This window comes from Rhizobium sp. SL86, assembly GCF_026672545.1.
In the GTDB taxonomy this organism is placed as follows: domain Bacteria; phylum Pseudomonadota; class Alphaproteobacteria; order Rhizobiales; family Rhizobiaceae; genus Neorhizobium.
This window is the reverse complement of the sequence record NZ_JAPPRJ010000002.1, coordinates 804,740-822,876: the sequence shown is the minus strand read 5'-3', so window position 1 is coordinate 822,876 and position 18,137 is coordinate 804,740. Positions and strand designations below refer to the sequence as shown.

The 18,137-nt window shown below is 61.1% G+C and carries 14 protein-coding genes; 10 read left to right on the top strand and 4 right to left on the bottom strand.

Annotated elements, in window-relative coordinates:
- Positions 1 to 22 precede the first annotated feature (22 nt).
- Positions 23 to 847 (bottom strand): transporter substrate-binding domain-containing protein, encoded by an 825-nt coding sequence (locus OU993_RS15985; protein ID WP_442792988.1) that lies wholly within the window; start codon positions 845 to 847, stop codon positions 23 to 25.
- Positions 848 to 1,289: 442 nt separating this feature from the next.
- Here OU993_RS15985 and OU993_RS15980 point away from each other — a divergent pair, with 442 nt between their 5' ends.
- Entirely contained in the window at positions 1,290 to 4,010 is a 2,721-nt protein-coding gene (locus tag OU993_RS15980; RefSeq protein WP_268159038.1) for an ABC transporter transmembrane domain-containing protein, read from the top strand.
- Between the two features lie 37 nt (positions 4,011 to 4,047).
- Positions 4,048 to 4,512, top strand: coding sequence for a cyclic nucleotide-binding domain-containing protein (locus OU993_RS15975; RefSeq protein WP_268159036.1), 465 nt, complete (start codon positions 4,048 to 4,050; stop codon positions 4,510 to 4,512).
- Positions 4,513 to 4,558: 46 nt separating this feature from the next.
- Here OU993_RS15975 and OU993_RS15970 read toward each other — a convergent pair whose 3' ends face one another.
- Both OU993_RS15970 and OU993_RS15965 read right to left on the bottom strand, forming a co-directional pair.
- Positions 4,559 to 5,041 (bottom strand): class I SAM-dependent methyltransferase, encoded by a 483-nt coding sequence (locus tag OU993_RS15970; RefSeq protein ID WP_268159034.1) that lies wholly within the window; start codon positions 5,039 to 5,041, stop codon positions 4,559 to 4,561.
- A 29-nt stretch (positions 5,042 to 5,070) separates the two neighbouring features.
- A complete protein-coding gene (locus OU993_RS15965; RefSeq protein ID WP_268159032.1) occupies positions 5,071 to 6,414 on the bottom strand; it encodes a nucleotide sugar dehydrogenase in 1,344 nt (447 codons plus the stop codon).
- Positions 6,415 to 6,613: 199 nt separating this feature from the next.
- Between OU993_RS15965 and OU993_RS15960 the strand changes: the two genes are divergently transcribed.
- Both OU993_RS15960 and OU993_RS15955 read left to right on the top strand, forming a co-directional pair.
- A complete protein-coding gene (locus OU993_RS15960; RefSeq protein ID WP_268159030.1) occupies positions 6,614 to 7,696 on the top strand; it encodes a glycosyltransferase family 4 protein in 1,083 nt (360 codons plus the stop codon).
- A gap of 2 nt (positions 7,697 to 7,698) precedes the next feature.
- Complete coding sequence (locus OU993_RS15955) at positions 7,699 to 8,430, top strand: polysaccharide deacetylase family protein (protein WP_268159028.1); 732 nt, start codon at positions 7,699 to 7,701, stop codon at positions 8,428 to 8,430.
- 6 nt (positions 8,431 to 8,436) lie between these two features.
- Here the strand turns inward: OU993_RS15955 and OU993_RS15950 are convergent, their stop codons facing one another.
- Positions 8,437 to 9,390, bottom strand: coding sequence for a glycosyltransferase family 32 protein (locus tag OU993_RS15950; RefSeq protein WP_268159026.1), 954 nt, complete (start codon positions 9,388 to 9,390; stop codon positions 8,437 to 8,439).
- A 272-nt stretch (positions 9,391 to 9,662) separates the two neighbouring features.
- Between OU993_RS15950 and OU993_RS15945 the strand changes: the two genes are divergently transcribed.
- The 6 genes from OU993_RS15945 (at position 9,663) to OU993_RS15920 (ending at position 18,131) form a co-directional block, all read left to right on the top strand.
- Complete coding sequence (locus OU993_RS15945; protein ID WP_268159025.1) at positions 9,663 to 11,546, top strand: ABC transporter ATP-binding protein; 1,884 nt, start codon at positions 9,663 to 9,665, stop codon at positions 11,544 to 11,546.
- Positions 11,543 to 13,444 carry an ABC transporter substrate-binding protein gene (locus OU993_RS15940; RefSeq protein WP_268159023.1) on the top strand — a complete coding sequence of 634 codons (1,902 nt, stop codon included), beginning with the start codon at positions 11,543 to 11,545 and terminating at the stop codon, positions 13,442 to 13,444. The genes OU993_RS15945 and OU993_RS15940 overlap by 4 nt, the downstream gene beginning before the upstream one ends.
- Positions 13,437 to 14,444: an ABC transporter permease gene (locus OU993_RS15935; protein ID WP_268159021.1), complete on the top strand. Its 1,008-nt coding sequence runs from the start codon at positions 13,437 to 13,439 to the stop codon at positions 14,442 to 14,444. The genes OU993_RS15940 and OU993_RS15935 overlap by 8 nt, the downstream gene beginning before the upstream one ends.
- On the top strand, positions 14,441 to 15,613 hold the full coding sequence (locus OU993_RS15930; RefSeq protein ID WP_268159019.1) for an ABC transporter permease: 1,173 nt from the start codon (positions 14,441 to 14,443) through the stop codon (positions 15,611 to 15,613). Before OU993_RS15935 ends, OU993_RS15930 begins: the two co-directional genes overlap by 4 nt.
- Before the next feature lie 61 nt (positions 15,614 to 15,674).
- Positions 15,675 to 16,877: a glycosyltransferase family protein gene (locus OU993_RS15925; protein ID WP_268159017.1), complete on the top strand. Its 1,203-nt coding sequence runs from the start codon at positions 15,675 to 15,677 to the stop codon at positions 16,875 to 16,877.
- Between the two features lie 6 nt (positions 16,878 to 16,883).
- A complete protein-coding gene (locus OU993_RS15920; RefSeq protein ID WP_268159015.1) occupies positions 16,884 to 18,131 on the top strand; it encodes a glycosyltransferase family 4 protein in 1,248 nt (415 codons plus the stop codon).
- Positions 18,132 to 18,137 lie beyond the last annotated feature (6 nt).

The window sequence follows — 18,137 nt, the reverse complement described above, 5'->3', positions numbered from 1 at the left end:
AGGGCCGGCCTGACATGCGGGGTCAGATCGCCGGTTCCTTGACGGCGTCCGGCGTGTCGAACTTCGTGCCGAACCACTTTTCCTGCAGCTTGGCCATGCGACCGTCGCCCTTCATCTTGATGAGCGCGGCATCGATCGCATCCATCAGCGAGGCGTAATCGGCGTCCTTGCGGCCGACATAACCGAAATAGGTCTTTTTGCCGAAGGGCGGCTGGACCACTTCGAACATGCCGGCGCGCTGCTTGGCGACAAAGGCGATGTTCGGCAGTGAATTGGCGACGGCGACGATGCGGCCGGCGGCCATGTCGGCATAGGCGTCGTTGAAGGCCGGATATTCACGGATATCGACCTTGGTCGGAAGCGTTGCCGAATATTCCGTCAGCTGCGCCAGCTGGGCGGTTGCCTTGCCGACGCCGACCGCCTTGCCGGCAATGTCTTCCGGTTTGCTGATCGGAGCGCCGGCCTTCTTGAGGATCGCAACGGTGGCTTCGGCGATCGGGGCGGAGAAACGATAACGTTCCATGCGCGCCTTGGTGATGGTGGCCGGGCCGGCGACCACGTCGAACTTGCCGGCTTCGAGACCCGGAAGCACACCTTCCCACGGCAGCGTGACCCATTCGATCTTAACGCCAAGCTCCTTGCCGACTTCGGCGAAGAGATCGACATTGAGGCCGGAATGCGTGCCGGCGTCGATGAAGTCGAAAGGCGCGAAGGCGGTTTCCGTGCCGACCTTCAGAACGCCTGCCGCCTTGGCCTTGGCAAAAACGTCTTCCGCATGGGCGGAAAGCGTGGCACCCAACAGCATGGCGGCGCCAAGCGCTGCCTTGAGGAAATGTCTTTTGTGCATCATTGTGGACTCCCGTTCCTTCGATCTGCCCGCAGCTGTTCCCGTGATCGACCATTTCCTGGTCGCTTATGACTATACAAATAGAGCCAGCCACGCGTCGCCTGTCAACGGGAAATGTTTACTTTTATTGCATGCGCATTTTTTGATCATGCATTGCGCGTCGATCCGCCATCCGCTCGTCAGTCCGAACAGGTCTTGGCAAGTGGGGATGAAATCGCTATCTCGCCGATCCCCCTTCGCTGGGATGGTGCCGATCCGCCGGTGACATCTTGAATATGAAGCACTTGTGACACACCACCTGAAACTTTGATGTCGGGTGCCGCACAGCATCCCTGGGTTTGTTTGCGACGCACCACCGATTTCGTATATCGTTCCACGCTGAACCTCGGCCCTCCCCAGCGGGTCTGCCGCGGCCTCGCGGAACGCTGATGACTGATTGCTGATGGAACCTAACCTTCTCCGATACATCTGGAATCATACCCGCAAGCAGCAGATCTGGATTCTCACGATCGTGCTCTTGTCGATGATTCCCTATTTTGCGGCGTTTGATCTGCCGAAGCAGATCATCAACGGCCCGATTCAGGGGGAGGGGTTTGAGACGCCCGATGCCACGGCGTTGTTTATGGCCTTCGATTTCCGCCTTCCGCTGCTCGGCTGGACGATTTCCTTTGAGGGGATCGAACTGGACCGTTTGTCGATGCTGATGGCGCTGAGCGGGGTTTTCCTGCTTCTCGTCGTCATCAATGGTCTCTTCAAGTTCTACATCAACACCTACAAGGGGCGTCTGGGCGAGCGGTTGCTGCGGCGCATCCGTTACGAACTCGTCGACCGGGTCCTGCGCTTTCCGCCAAGTGCGCTCAAGCAAACGCATGGCGCCGAGGTTTCAACGATGGTGAAGGACGAGGTGGAGCCGTTCGGCGGCTTCACCGGGGATGCCTTCGTCCAGCCCGCCTTGCTCGGTGGACAGGCGGCGGCGGCCCTCTTCTTCATCTTCCTGCAGAATTTCTGGCTGGGCATGATCGCGGCCGTGATGGTGGCGATCCAGGTTGGCATCATTCCGAAGATGCGCCGACGCCTGATCGATCTCGGACGTCAGCGTCAGATCACCGCACGCCACCTGGCAGGCAAGGTTGGCGAGATCGTCGACGGGATCGAGACGATCCATGCCTTCGATACGTCGAATTACGAGCGGGCCGACATCGCCCATCGCCTCGGGCAGATCTACAAGATCCGTTTCGATCTCTACCAGTGGAAGTTCCTCGTCAAGTTCGTCAACAACTTCCTGTCGCAGCTGACGCCCTTTCTGTTCTATTCGATCGGCGGTTATTTCGCGCTGCGCGGTTCGCTCGACGTCGGCCAGCTGGTTGCCGTCATCAATGCCTACAAGGATCTTCCCGGGCCGCTGAAGGAGTTGATCGACTGGGACCAGGCGCGTCAGGATGTGCAGGTCAAGTACGAGCAGCTCCTCGAACAGTTCGATCCCGGTCAGTTGATCGATGCCACCCTGCACGAGCCGGATGCCATCATGCCCGCGCATCCGGATGGCCCTCTCAGCGCCCACAATGTGACGATCATCGATGGCAGTGGCGTCAAGATCGTTGAAAATGCGACGCTGCGGATCGATGGCGGGGAGACAGTTGCGATTATCGACAATGCCGGCAGCGGCGCCGAGGGCATTGCGAAGGCTTTCGGGCGGCTGGTCTGGCCGGTTTCAGGCCGCATCACGCTCGGCGATGCCGACATTCTGGAGCTGCCGGAATCGGTGTCCGGCCGACGGATTTCCTACGTGTCGCCTGACAGTTATTTCTTCCACGGTACATTGAAGGACAATCTGCTCTACGGGTTGAAACACGCCCCCACGTCGACGGTGAGCTATAATGGTCGCGAGGCGGTGACGCGGCGCTGGGAGATCAACGAGGCAAAACTTGCCGGCAATACGGATCTCGACCTGCATGCCGACTGGATCGACCGCCGTTCGACCTCCGTCCTGCGCGGCTTCGACGATGATCTGAAACAGTCGATCATGCGGGCGCTCGACGCGGTGCAATTGACCGAAGACGTCATGGAACTGGCGCTGCATTCCTTTCTCGATCCGGAAGAGAACCCGCTGCTTGCCGAACGTGTCGTTGCCATGCGCCACGCCTTGCGCCGGACGCTGGAGGAGGAGGGGCTCGCGCATATCGTCGCGCATTTCGATCCGTCAGCCTACAATAGCGAGGCGACGGTTGGCGAAAACCTGTTCTTTGCTGCAACCCGAAGTGCTGGAAACGGCGATGCCGACATCACCGAAAGCCCGGAGGTCTTTGATGTGCTGGACAGCACCCAGCTGTCCGACATGCTGTACGGCATGGGACTGACCATTGCCGACAACCTGGTTGAAATCTTTGCCGGACTGCCGCCGGACCATCCGTTCTATCAGCAGCTGGAGCGCATCACGGCCGAGGACATCATCTTCTATCAGCAGTTCCTGCAGCGCCTCCAGGCGCGGACGGAGAAGGGTGTTTCCGAGGAGGAGAAACGGGCGATCATCCGTCTCAGCCTGCACTATATCGAACCCCGCTATCGTCTCGGCGTGCTGACCCCGGACGTGATGGAGACGATCGTTTCGGCCCGTGACCGGTTCTACGAGAACCTGCCCGCCGCCATCCGCGGTCGGGTGGAGCGTTACGATCCGCACCGTTACATGGCCGCGGCGACGCTGCGCGAAAACGTGCTGTTCGGTAAACTCTCCTACCGTGTGGCCGATGCACCGGCAAAGATCCGGCCGGTCGCAGCCCGCATCATGGACCAGCAAGGCCTGTACGAGAGCTTCATCGCGCTTGGCATGAGTTTTGACGTCGGTTCGGGCGGACGCCGGCTCACCCTTGCGCAGCGCCACAAGCTTGCTCTGGCGCGTGCGCTTGTGCGCCGTTCGGACTTCTACATCTTGAACCGGCCACTGCCGGGTCTTGATCGTCGTGCCCAGGAAGAGATCGTCGCATCGACCCTGCGGTTCCTGCATGAGCAGAACACAAATGCGTCAGTCGTGTGGGTTCTGTCGAACACATCGCTGTCACGATTGTTTCATCGTGTCATCGTATTCGACCGCGGCCAGATCGCCGAGGACGGCACGTTCGAAGCGCTGGACAAAGAAAGTGGTATTTTCAAATCGCTGGTCGCGTGATTGAATAACGTCCAGCGCAACAAGAATGGTAGACGCCATGCTGCTGAACGACGAGGTACAGCTTCTTCGCCAGGTCCCCTATTTCAGCAGGATCGACCCGTGCAAGCTGAAGCTCCTCGCGTTTACCTCCGCGAGGGTCTGTTATCATCCGGGCGAGACCATCTTCCGCTGTGGCGATGCCTCTGACAGCGCCTATGTGATCATCCAGGGTACCGTGGAACTCTCGGTAACCTCGCCTTCGGGCGAAAATGTGGTTGGAACCGCGACCTCCAATTCAATCATCGGTGAGATGTGCCTGCTGGGCGATGCGCCACGGCTTGCCCATGCACGAGCCGTGACCGACGTCGAAGCGCTGCGGATCGGCAAGGACTGTTTCCTGAAGGTGATGGCCGACAATCCGCGCATGGGAATCGAGGTCAGCCGTGCGCTGGCGGAAACCCTGCGGGATCAGGCCGCCCGCGTCGAAAAACGGCCGGTCGGCCTGCTCGAACCGGCCCACTGATCGGTTATCCACAGTTTTGTGACCGCAAATGTCTGCTGTCGTTCCACTACCGGCGACGGTAGTGGAAATAGCGGCCTTCCTGCACTGTCGGCAGGCGCGGGAGTTCTTCCAGATCCGGATGGCTGAGGGGCAGGCCGCTGACGGCGTAACCGCCGGAGGCCAGCATGCCGGCCACCATCTGTGGCAGCCAGGTCAGCGTCATCGCATCCTTGTCGTCATAACCCGTGCCGATATCGGCATGGACGAGCGCTGCATTGGAGCCGACAAAGGCCTGACCGGTCTCGCGGATCTCGCCCTCCACAAAATCCTGCGGATCCGGCGTGCCGGCGGCATGTGATGCAAGCTTGCGGTCGAAGGCGACGATGCGCCGGTCCGGGAAGTTCTCCCGCAGATGGCTGAAGGTGCGGCCATTGCCGAGGCCGATCTCGAAGATCATGCCACCATCGGGCAGGGCGCAATTGTCGCGCACGTGGTTCAGCATGTCGCGCTGCGCGCTCATGCGGTTGATAAAACTGTCCAGTCTGCTCACATCCGTCTCCTGGCCGTGGCCGTTTTTTCTCAGGCCTTGACGACCTTGTCCGACACGATGGCGCGACGGGCAAATATGTTGCGGGTATCGACGATCAGCGACGATGCCTCGGCGAGTGCCGCGTAGTCGATCCGGTCATGGTCGGTGGCAATTACCACAGCATCAAAGCCGGCCAGCGCTTCCGGCGAAAGCTCAACGGAGCGGCGTCCCTTGAGGTGGCCGTATTCGCGGGTGCGCGGAACCTCGGCAATGAAGGGATCATGATAGGAGACATCGGCGCCGCGCTCCAGAAGCAGTTCCATCAGCCGGAGCGACGGGCTTTCGCGGATGTCCGGCACGTTTTTCTTGTAGGCGAGCCCGATGATCAGCACCTTCGATCGACTGAGCGCCCGGCCAAGACGCCGATCGAGCGCTTCGGCGAGCTTTTCCACCACATGGCGCGGCATGCCCGTGTTGATCTCGCCCGCAAGCTCGATGAACCGGGTCGGCTGCTCGAATTCGCGCGATTTCCAGGTGAGGTAAAAGGGATCGATCGGAATGCAGTGTCCGCCAAGGCCCGGCCCCGGATAAAAGGGCATGTAGCCGAAGGGTTTTGTCTTGGCCGCGTCGATCACCTCCCAGACGTCGATGCCCATCGCGTCGTAGACGAGCTTCAACTCGTTGACGAGAGCGATGTTGACCGCCCGGAAAATGTTCTCCGTCAGCTTCACGGCTTCCGCCGTGCGGGTGCAGGACACCGGAACAATGGTTTTGACGACGGCGCCGTAAAAGGCCCGCATCAGTTCTGCAGCAAATTCGCCATCGCCAGCAACCACCTTGGGAATGGTCGAGGTTTCGAAATCGCGATTGCCCGGATCTTCGCGTTCGGGCGAATAACCGAGATAAAAATCCCTGCCCGCCTTCAGTCCGGTCTTTTCGAGGATCGGCTTCATCACCTCTTCGGTCGTGCCGGGATAGGTGGTTGATTCGAGCACGATCAACTGGCCGGGTCTCAAGCGACGCGCGATGTCCCGGCAGGTGTTTTCCACATAGGTGAGGTCCGGATCGCGGTAGCGCGTCAACGGGGTGGGCACGCAGATGGCAATCACGTCACATTCGGCAAGCCGGTCGAAATCGCAGGTCGCGGCAAAGCGTCCTTCGCCATGTTCCTTGGCGAGCACGGCATCCGACACCGCGTCGATATAGCTCTTGTGGCGGTCGATCTCGGTGATCTTGTCCGGGTCGATATCGAAGCCGAGCACGGAAAAACCGGCGCGCGACATGCTCATCGCCAGGGGCAGGCCGACATAACCCAGCCCGATCACGCCCGCTTTTGCGGTTTTGGTCTGAATGGCGGCCAGAAGTTCCGTCTGCTTGTTGTGTTCCTGGTCCACGCGCACATCACCTTTGATCGATCTGTTCCGGTTGCTCAGTTGAGTGGCCGAGGCCCGACTGTCAAGATCACGCCGCTTCACGGCTGTTCGATAGGGCGTGACGGATGCAGTCCAACGGGGCGAAGGACGACCCTGCTCCGCAAGAAAAACGAGGGGTGGCTCTTGCAATCTGTGCGTCGCTTCGCCCTATCTCTGCGACATGAAGATCGCCTTTTACGCCCCTCTGAAATCGCCCGACCACCCGGTTCCCTCCGGGGATCGGTTGATGGCACGGCAGCTGCTGCGCGCCTTGCGGCAGGCCGGTCATGTGGTGGAGGTCGTCTCGCAGTTGCGGGCCTACAGCGCGTCATCAGACGTGCCGGCCGACCAGGAAACGGAGGCGGCAGCGGAACGGGAGCGGATTGCGGCGGAGTGGCGGGGGAATGGCGCACCGGATCTCTGGTTCTGTTACCATCCCTATTACAAGGCACCGGATCGCCTGGGGCCGCTGCTCTGCAACGCATTCGCCATTCCCTATGTCACGGCCGAATGCTCCTATTCCGACCGGCGCAACATCGGCGGCTGGGCCCAGTCACAGGCGCTGGTGCGGGATGGCGTAAAACAGGCGGCGGTCAATCTCTGCCTGACCGAGCGGGATCGGCGCGGATTACAACAGGCCGTGCCGGAGGCGCGCCTGGAGCGGCTTTCGCCATTCATCGACGCAGCGCCGTTCCTCGCCACCAAACCGCAGCCGGAAGCTGGACATCTCGTCACGGTCGCAATGATGCGGCCCGGAGACAAGTTCAGCAGTTACACGGCGCTGGCGGCGGCACTGTCGTATCTTCTTGACGAAGACTGGACCTTGAGCCTTGTCGGCGATGGGCCGGAGCGGACCGCTGTCGAACGCCTCTTTGCAACAATTCCCGCGGAACGCCTGCGTTGGCACGGAGAATTGAAGTCCGCGGAGATCGGCGCCGTTCTATCCTCCGCCTGCCTCTACGTCTGGCCGGGCCACGGCGAGGCCTATGGGCTTGCCTATCTTGAGGCCCAGGCGGCGCGGCTTCCCGTCGTCGCTGAGGCGGTTGCCGGCGTGCCGGAAGTGGTGCTGCATGAGCGGACCGGTCTTCTGACGGCGCCCGGCGATCCGATGATCTATGCGGACGCGATCCGCCAGCTGCTGCGTGATCCGGCGCGGCGACAGATCTATGCCAATGCGGCGCGGCAATTCGTGACGCTCGAGCGGTCGCTGGATGGCGCGAGCGAAACGCTCGACCGGATATTGCGCTCGGTTGTGAAGGAATGACGATGAGCGAAACACGGCTGATGGCTCTGCTTGACCACTGGGCGGACGGGGGCAGGATGGCGACCTTCTGGTTGCGGGACGACGATGCCGTTGTCCCAACGCCGGCGCTTGATCGCCTCCTGGCGCTGACGCGGGATGCAGGCGTGCCACTGACGCTCGCAGTCATTCCGGAAAACACCGACGAGCCTCTGAAGCAATATCTGCAACCGGAGCCGCATGTGTCGATTGCCGTGCATGGCTGGTCGCATCGAAGCTATTCCGAACCGCCCGCCAAGAACCAGGAACTCGGCCTTCACCGACCGATGGCGGAGGTTCTCGGCGAGTTGCGACAAGGCTTTGCAAAGCTGCAAGCCCTGTATGGGCCGCAGTTCATTGCCATGCTGGTGCCCCCCTGGAACCGCATCGCGCCGGAGATCGTTGAGGCGCTGCCGGCGCTTGGTTTCACCAGCCTGTCCGTCTTCGGGCGCGAGAAACCGGCGGCGGTTCGCGTTCTCAACACCCATGTCGACATCATGGACTGGCATGGGACCCGCGGCGGGCGACCCGCCGAGGATCTGTTTGCCGAGATCTTGTCCTACCTCGAAAGTGATCGGCCGGTGCGCGCGATTGGCGTGTTGACACACCATCTGGTGCATGACGACCAGGCCTGGGCCTTTCTGGATCGGCTTTTTGCATTGACGGCCGCTCACCCCGCCTGTCGCTGGGCAAGCGCACCGGATCTGCTCGGCGCCTGAGGCCGGCTACCAGGACTTCCAGCCGATCAGCAGCCCGCGATCCTGATCGCGAGCGTTCTTTCGGGACTGTTCGACCTCGGTGAAGGGCGCGCGGCGGCCAAGGTTGGCGGCAACAAACCGGGCGTCCGGAACGTGGAATGTCGTGCCGCGGAAAAGCAGCGTCATGATCAGCGGTCCGGTTGACCACCAGGCCGGTCCATCCGGCAGCAGCCGCGTCACGTCAGGCAGGATTGTTAGCAGCCTGTCGAAAACCGGATGGTTCGCAGGCGTCGCGATGAAGGAGTTCGTCAGCAGCAGGCTGCCCATTCCCGTCTCGCGCGGGATGTCCTCGGCAAGCGCCGAGAGCCCTGTGAGGGGCAGGAGGTCGGCAAAACTCAGGTCGTCGCGGGCGGGGTACCAGTCGCAATCGAGGTAGATGCCGCCCACACTTGCCAGCACCACATATCGGGCGATATCGACGGCACCCGGATAGTCGCCGGCCGCCAGCATATGGGCAAAGGTCGGATGGTCGTTGACGCCGATCGCCGCCAGATCGTCCTCGCGCCACAGCCGGTATTCCAGCCCGTGCCGCCCTGCATGATCCCGCCAGGCTTCGATGCCGGGTGGCAGCGGCAGGCTACCGATCCAGATCTGGTGCAGGACCGGCGGCACCGGCGTACGATTCGCCGCGTTCATGGCGCGGCGTTCGTCACTTGAAAAGGCAACGAAGGGCGCCAGAAGATCGGGCGGCGGTACCAGGGTCTGCTGCAGACCCATGCGCTCCAGCGTCCGCTTCTCGGCCTTGGCGAGTTTCAGGTAGGCAGAATGCAGCTTGCGCGGAAGACCGAGCAGCGTTGTGTGCCCGAGCTCGTCATCAGGATCCTTTTCGGCCGAAAGGGCATCGAGTTTTGCTCGCGCCAGCGCATGGTCACCGACCGCGATCGCCGCACGGATCTCCAACAGGCTCTGCCGGCGGTTCATCGACGTCGTCCTTCCCGTCTCATTGATCGTCCTTGAGGTTGTTGGACCGATTGATGTTGCAATTGCGCATGAATTGACAAGCTTTGCCTGTATTTTTGAGGAATTGTCATCTTCCGGATAGGGTTCTTGAATCAGATCAATGCGTTGGTGGACCGGTCGGTGATGTAGTCGTTGATCATAGACATGAGCAAGACGCTGCGATACGGTCTTAAGAAACACTGGGGACAGGCTTGCCTGGGCGGGATGCCGGGCGGCTTCGGGAACATAATTTGATGACTGAACGCTCGGATCTGCTCCGTGTTGATGATCTTGCGGTCTCCTTTCCGGTGATGGGTGGAGAGATCAGGGCCGTCCGGGGCATCAGCATGCGTTTGCGCCCCGGCAAGGTGACGGCTCTGGTGGGGGAATCCGGTTCGGGAAAATCCGTGCTTGGCCGCACCGTCATTGGTATCGAATCCGAGGTGGCCCGCGTGGCGGGCAGCGCGGTCTTTACCGATCCGGAGACGGGCGAGCAGATCGATCTTCTGAAACTGCCGAAGGACAGCCGCAAGATCCGCGCCATTCGCGGCAACCGTATCGGCATGATCTTCCAGGAGCCGATGACCTCGTTTTCGCCCATGCACACCGTGGGCAACCAGATCGAGGAAAGCCTGAAGATCCATTCGGTGCTGTCACCGAAGGAACGGAGAGAACGCTGCGAGGAAATGCTTGGCCTCGTCGGCTTTTCGGATCCGGCACGCGCCTTCGACATGTATCCGTTCGAACTCTCCGGCGGCATGCGGCAGCGGGCGATGATCGCGATGGCGCTGATCTGCAAGCCGTCGCTCCTGATCGCCGACGAGCCGACGACCGCGCTCGACGTCACCATCCAGGCGCAGATCCTGAAGCTTCTGCGCGAACTGCAGTCCAAACTCGGCATGGCCATGCTGCTGATCACCCATGATCTCGGCGTGGTGGCGAGCATGGCCGACGAGGTGGTCGTCGTTTATCGCGGCGAGGTGATGGAGGCCGGGCCGGTCGAAGCGATTTTCCGCAATCCCAGCCATCCCTATACGCAGGGCCTGATGAATGCCGTCCCGGATTTCGGCATGGCACGCGACGAGCGGCTGAAGCCGCTTCGCGAAATCCGTGTCGAAACCGCCGGGCTTCTGGAAAAATGCCAGGTCACCGCGGGTGCGTCCCCGGTTCTTCTGAGCGTTCGCAACGTGGTGAAATCCTTCCACTCCAAGCGTGGCGGCGGTTTCGGTCTCGCGCCGCCCCCGCCGATGCTGGCGGTCAACGATGTCAGCTTCGACATCATGCGCGGCGAGACGCTGGGTCTTGTTGGCGAAAGCGGCTGCGGCAAGACGACCCTCAGCAAGATCCTGATGCGCGGCGTGACGGCCGACGCGGGCGAAATCGCTTATCTTGGCGAAGATCGGCCGATCGACGTGCTGAAAGCGGAGGGTGAGGAACTCGAGACGCTGCGCAAGCGCATCCAGATGGTGTTCCAGGACCCGGTCTCTTCGCTGTCCCCGCGCATGACGATTCGCAACATCGTCGCCGAGCCCCTGGAGATCCACCGGCGCGGCGATAACAAGGCCCGTCAGGATGCAGTCAACCGGCTGGTGCGGGCGATCGGTCTGCCGGAAAGCGCGCTTTCCCGTTACCCGCATAGCTTTTCCGGCGGCCAGCGCCAGAGGATCGGCATTGCCAGAGCGCTGGCGCTCAGCCCCAACCTGCTGATCTGCGACGAACCCGTCTCGGCGCTCGATGTGTCAATCCAGGCGCAGATCCTCAACCTGATGAAGGATCTGAAGCGGGATCTCGGGCTGACCTATCTCTTCATTTCCCACAACCTCGCCGTGGTGAACTACATGGCCGACCGCGTTGCTGTGATGTATGCCGGCCGGATCGTCGAGATTGCCCCCTGCGACGTGATCATGCGCCAACCGGTGCATCCCTACACGAAAAAGCTGCTGGCGGCCGTGCCCGTGCCAAACCTTGATCGTCCGCTGGATTTCGCCGCGGTCGGCACGCCGAGTTCGGTTGCCAAAAAGGAATGGGCCCGCCAGTTCCTCGCGGAAGACGCAAGTGATCTTACCCATGCCGATCTGGGCGGCGGACATCTTGTGCTGGCACGCCGCAATGTCGATGCGCGGGAGTTGCAGCCATGATAACACGACGCCAGGCGCTTGCCCTTCTGGCTGGCACGTTCATTCCGAAACAAGCGTTTTCGGCCTATCTGGAATCCGACTACATCGAGACGATGGAGGCGGCGGGGGCCTTGCCGCCCATCGCCGAACGACTGCCGAAGACACCGCGGGTCGTGGATCTTGCCGCACGCGGCAAACTGACCGGTCGCCATGGCGGATCGATCCGCATGCTGATCGGCGGCCAGCGCGACATCCGCTATATGCCGGTCATCTCCTATGCCCGCCTGGTCGGCTTCAACGAACGGCTGGAATTCGAGCCGGATCTCGCTGAAAGTTTCGAGGTTCAGGACGAACGTGTCTTCACCTTCAGACTGCGCGAAGGCCATCGCTGGTCGGACGGTTCTCCCTTCACCGCGGAGGATTTCCGTTTCGTCTGGGAGGACATGTTCAACTTCAAGGACCTCTACAAGGGGGGAATACCCGCCAATCTGAAGGTTCACGGCAAAGGTCCCCGTTTCGAGGTGCTCGATCCTCTGACGGTACGCTATTCCTGGGACGAACCCAATCCGGATTTCCTGACCGATGTCGCCTCGGCCTCGCCGTTGAGGCTGATGATGCCGGCGGCCTATCTGCGGCAGTTCCACAAGAGGTACCAGACGAAGGAAAAGCTGGACGAATTCGTGGCTCGTGAACGGGTCAAGGATTGGGTGGCGCTCTTCCAGCGCATGTCGCGCACGGTGCGTCCCGAAAATCCGGATCTGCCGACGCTCGATGCCTGGTGCAACAGGACGACGCCACCCTCTGGCCGTTTCATCTTCGAACGTAACCCCTATTATCACCGTGTCGACGAAAAGGGGCAGCAACTGCCCTATGTCGATCGCATCCTGATGGACGTCGGCTCGCCGGATCTGATTGCGGCAAAGACCGGCACAGGCGAAAGCGATCTGCAGTTTTCCAACCTGGATTTCGCCGATTACACCTTTCTGAAGAATGCGGAGCAGCGGTATCCGCTGACGGTGGACCTGTGGAAGCGCATCCAGGGGTCGCGCGTCTGCATGTTTCCCAATCTCAACTGCAAGGACGAGGTCTGGCGCAATCTGTGGCGGGATGTGCGGGTGAGGCGGGCTCTTTCGCTCGCGATCAACCGCAAGGAAATCAACAAGGCGGTGTTCTTCGGTCTTGCCAAGGAAAGCGCCAATACGATCCTGCCGGCGAGCCCGCTCTTCCGGCCGGACTATCGGGATGCCTGGGCCGCGTTCAATCCGGTCGAAGCCAGTCGTCTGCTGGACGAGGTGGGGCTCACCGAACGGGACAGTTATGGCACGCGCATTCTGTCCGATGGGCGTCCGGCCAAAGTGACGGTGGAATCTGCCGGCGAAAACAGCGTCGAGGCCGATGTTCTCGAACTGATCCGCGACTACTGGGCCGAGATCGGCATCAAGATTTTCGTACGCGTCTCCCAACGCGAACTGTTGCGCCGGCGCCTGAAGGGCGGCGACACCATCATGACCGTCGGCCAGGGCATCGACAACGGCATTCCGACCGCCGACATGTCACCGAAGGATCTGGCACCGACCAGCGATGATCATCAGCATTGGCCGCTCTGGGGCCTGCACAGCATGTCCGGCGGAAGCGACGGGCGCGCGCCAGACATGCCTGAAGCCGCACGCCTGCTCGAGCTTCTGACCGCGTGGCAGAAGGCGCCGAACGCTACTGAACGGGCCGGGATCTGGCACCAGATGCTGGCGCTTTATACCGATCAGGTCTTTACCATCGGCACGGTCAACGCCACGCTGCAGCCCATCGTTCATGCCGAGCATCTACGCAACGTGCCGAAGGACGGGCTCTACGGTTACGATCCGCTCTCCTATCTCGGGGTCTATATGCCCGACACATTCTGGTACGACAGCAATGCGTGAGTTTATCCGTTACATTCTCTGGCGCATGCTGGTGATGATCCCGACGCTGTTGCTGATCTCGATGCTGATCTTCACGATCATCGAATTGCCGCCGGGTGATTACTTCGAAAGTTATGTGGAAGAGCTGAAAGCCATCGGCGAAAAGGCCGACATGGAGCAGATCGAGCAGTTGCGGGCGCAATACGGTTTCGATCAGCCGCTTCCCATCCGTTACCTGAACTGGGTCGGCGGCATGTTCGTCGGCGACTTCGGTTACTCCTTCGAATACCGGCTGCCGGTCTCCGACGTGGTGGGCGACCGGTTATGGCTGACGATCCTCGTATCGACCGTGACGATCATCCTCACCTGGCTGATCGCCTTTCCGATCGGCATCTATTCCGCGACCCACCAATACAGCTGGGGCGACTATGGCTTGACGCTTCTCGGGCTGATTGGCCTTGCCGTGCCCAATTTCGTGCTGGCGCTGGTGCTGATGTATCTCGCCAACATCTGGTTCGGCACCTCCATCGGCCATTTGATGGACCAGAAATATCTCAACGAGCCGATGAGCTGGGACAAGTTCAAGTCGATCCTTGAACACCTGTGGATCCCGGTGATCATCATCGGTACCGCAGGGACAGCGTCCATGGTGCGCCGTGTGCGGGCCAACCTGCTCGACGAACTGCACAAACAGTATGTGATGACCGCCAAGGCGAAGGGCCTGCATCCGTTCCGCCGCCTCGTCAAATATCCGCTGCGCATGTCCTTGAACTTCTTCATCTCCGACATCGGCTCCATCCTGCCGGCGGTTATTTCCGGTGCGGAAATTACTGCGGTCGTGCTGTCGCTCGAAACCACCGGCCCGATGCTGATCCGCGCCCTGCAAAGCCAGGACATGTATCTTGCGGGTTCCTTCCTGATGTTCCTGGCCTTCCTCACCGTGATCGGCGTGCTGATCTCCGATATCGCCCTTGCGCTGCTTGACCCGCGCATCCGTCTGCAGGGAGGAAGCACCAAGTGACGACACGTGCGCCGGAGACATCGGATACCCTGCCGCATTTCGTGCGGCAGGACGCTTTCGACCCCTATGCCGACGATATCTCAAGCTCAGGCTCGGTGGCCGATCAGGCCTCGCAATTGAAGTTGATGTGGTGGCGCTTCAAGCGACACCGGCTGGCGCTGATATCAGGCATTGCACTGCTCATCGCCTATCTGATGATCGCCATTGCCGAGTTCCTGGCGCCCTACAAGGTCCATACCCGCAACATGGACTTCATCTTTGCGCCGCCGCAATCGGTGCATCTCTTCCATGATGGCGAGTTCGTCGGTCCCTTCGTCTACGGCCAGGCGATGACGCTCGACATGCAGACGCTCAGGCGCGTCTACACCGACGACAAGACCGACATCCAGAAGCTGCGCTTCTTCTGTTCGGGCGAGCCCTACCGGTTCTGGGGGCTGTTCGAAGCGGACCTGCATTTTGTCTGTCCGGCGGAAAACGGCCACTTCTTCCTGTTGGGAACCGACCGCCTGGGACGGGATATTTTTTCCCGCGTTTTGTATGGCGCGCGGATTTCGCTCACCATCGGCCTGCTTGGCGTCATGACCAGCTTCGTTCTCGGCATTGTGATCGGCGGACTTGCCGGTTATTGGGGCGGCTGGTTCGACCTCGTGGTCCAGCGCGTCATCGAAGTGCTGCAATCCATTCCAACGATCCCGTTGTGGCTGGCACTCGCCGCCATCATGCCGGTCGACTGGAGCCCGCTGCTCGTTTATCTCGGCATTACCTTCATTCTGGGTCTGCTCGACTGGACGGGGCTTGCACGCGCCGTCCGCTCCAAGCTTCTGGCGCTGCGCGAAGAGGATTATGTGCTCGCCGCGCAGCTGATGGGGGCCGGCAGTGCGCGGATCATCGGGCGGCATCTGGTGCCCGGCTTCATGTCGCATCTGATTGCGAGCGCCACGCTCACAATTCCGGGAATGATCCTTGGCGAAACCACCCTCAGCTTCCTAGGTTTGGGCCTGAGGCCGCCGATCACCAGCTGGGGCGTGCTTCTGACAGAGGCGCGGTCGGTGAGTGTGCTTGCACTTTATCCGTGGCTTCTGTTCCCGGTTATACCGGTCATTTTCGTGATCCTCGCCTTCAATTTCCTTGGCGATGGTCTTAGAGATGCGGCCGACCCGTACAAATGAGATACTCGGATTGCGCGGGGAGGCGTGTCCGGCACTTGGAATTCGAAGGAGAAGACAGAGTATGCCGAGACGAAACGCCCGCATCCTGATGTACAGCCACGACACATTCGGGCTCGGCCATCTTCGCCGCTGTCGCACGATTGCGCATTCGTTGGTCGAGGATTTTCGCGGGTTGAACGTACTGATCATCTCCGGCGCGACGATTGCCGGCGCCTTCGATTACCGCGCGCGCGTCGATTTCGTGAAGATCCCGAGCGTCATCAAGCTACGTAACGGCGAATATACCTCCATGGATCAGCACATCGATCTTCAGGAGACCCTGAAGATGCGCCAGTCGATCATCCGCCACACGGCCGAGACCTTCGAGCCGGACATTTTCATCATCGACAAGGAACCGCTTGGCCTGCGTGGCGAGGTGGAGGATACGCTTGCCTATCTGAAGACTCGCGGCACGACGCTGGTGCTCGGTCTACGTGACGTGATGGATGCACCGCACCTTCTCGAAGCGGAGTGGAAACGTCATGATGTGCTACCGAAGATCGGCAACCTCTACGACGATGTCTGGATCTACGGCCCGCCGGATTTCTACGACCCTCTGACAGGCATCGATGTGCCGGCGAGCGTGCGCAACAAGATGAATTTCGTCGGTTTCCTGCAGCGGAAATCCTATGCCGAGGCGGTTGTGCCCGGTTCCGAAGAGGGGGATTACATCCTCGTCACCACCGGTGGCGGCGGTGACGGCGCCGATCTGGTGCGCGACGTAATTGCCGCCTACGAAGCCGATCCGACGCTGACGCAGAAGGCGGTAATCGTTCTTGGCCCCTATATGTCGGCAGAACAGCGCGCCCACTTCAGGGAGGCGTCTCAGCGTCAGCCTTATCTTGAAATTCTTGAATTCGACAATCGCCTGGAGGACCGCATCGCCGGGGCCAAGGCGGTGATTGCCATGGGCGGTTACAACACCTATTGCGAGATCCTGTCTTTCGACAAGCCGGCGCTCATTGTGCCACGGACGCAGCCGCGCGAGGAGCAGTTGATCCGCGCGACCCGGGCTCAGGAACTCGGATTGATCAGCATGCTGTCGGCTGAAGATTCGGCCGACAGCAGCCGCTTTGCCGCGGCCATCAAGGACCTGCTGCAGCGTGACCCGCCATCGGTCAGCGCGCCGGGTCTGCAGATGGAGGGGCTGCCGACGATTTCCCGCATCGTCGAGGGCTGGCTGCGTGAAAAGGGCAGTCCGCATCTCTTCCTGGCGCAGGGCTGATCGAGGATGTCCTCGATGAAGAAGATCGTGGTTCTGCTGAAGGGTTATCCGCGCCTGTCGGAAACCTTCATCGCGCAGGAACTGCTCGGTCTCGAGCGTGCCGGCTTCGACCTCGAACTGGTGGCGATGCGTCGCCCGACCGACAAGAAGCGCCATCCCATCCATGATGAGATCCAGGCCCCCGTCTGGTACCTGCCGGAATATCTGCACGAAGAACCGCTGCGGGTGCTGAAGGCATTGGCAAAGGTGCGACAGCTGCCGGGATTTTCTGCTGCGCTTCAGGCCTTCTGGAAAGACCTGAAGCGAGATGTCTCGCGCAACCGCTTCCGGCGGTTCGGGCAGGCCGCCGTCCTCGTGGCCGAATGGCCGAAGGATGCCGGCTGGCTGCATGTGCATTTCATCCACACACCCGCCTCCGTCGCACGTTATGCGGCGATGATGAGCGGTCTGTCCTGGACGGTCTCTGCCCATGCCAAGGATATCTGGACCTCGCCGGACTGGGAGCTGGGGGAGAAGCTCAAGGACGCCGACTGGGCGGTGACCTGTACCCGCGTCGGGTTTGACCAGCTGACCAAGCTGTCGCGCGGCCGCAACAATGTTCACCTCAGCTATCATGGCCTGGATCTTGATCGGTTTCCGCATTTCGAGGGGGAGCGACCGGCACGCGACGGTTCCGCTGCTTCCGATCCAATCCGGATTTTGAGCGTCGGACGCGCGGTGAAGAAGAAGGGCTACGATGTCCTTCTGCAGGCGCTCGCCCGGCTTCCGAAAGCGCTTGCCTGGCACTTTACCCATATCGGCGGCGGTGACGAGCTGCACCGCCTGAAGCAGTTGGCGGAAGCGCTGGATATCTCCGGGCGCATCACCTGGAAGGGCGCGCTCGACCAGAAGGACGTGCTGCAGCATTACCGCGACAGCGATCTTTTCGCGCTTGCCTGCCGCATCACCGCCGACGGCGACCGCGACGGTCTGCCAAACGTGATGGTCGAAGCGGCGAGCCAGGGGCTTCCCGTCGTCTCGACCACCGTTTCCGGCATCATCGAACTGTTTGCGGCCGAGGAAAACAGCCTTCTCGTTGCGCCCGAGCAGCCCGATGCGCTTGCCGCTGCACTGGAACGGATGATCCGCGATCCGGATCTGCGCCGGCGGCTGGCGACAAGCGCGGAAGACCGTGTCCGCCGGGATTTCGATCATCACAACAGCATTCGTGACCTCGACCGCCTGTTCAAGGCAAGCTGGTCGGGCGATAGCTGAGCGGGC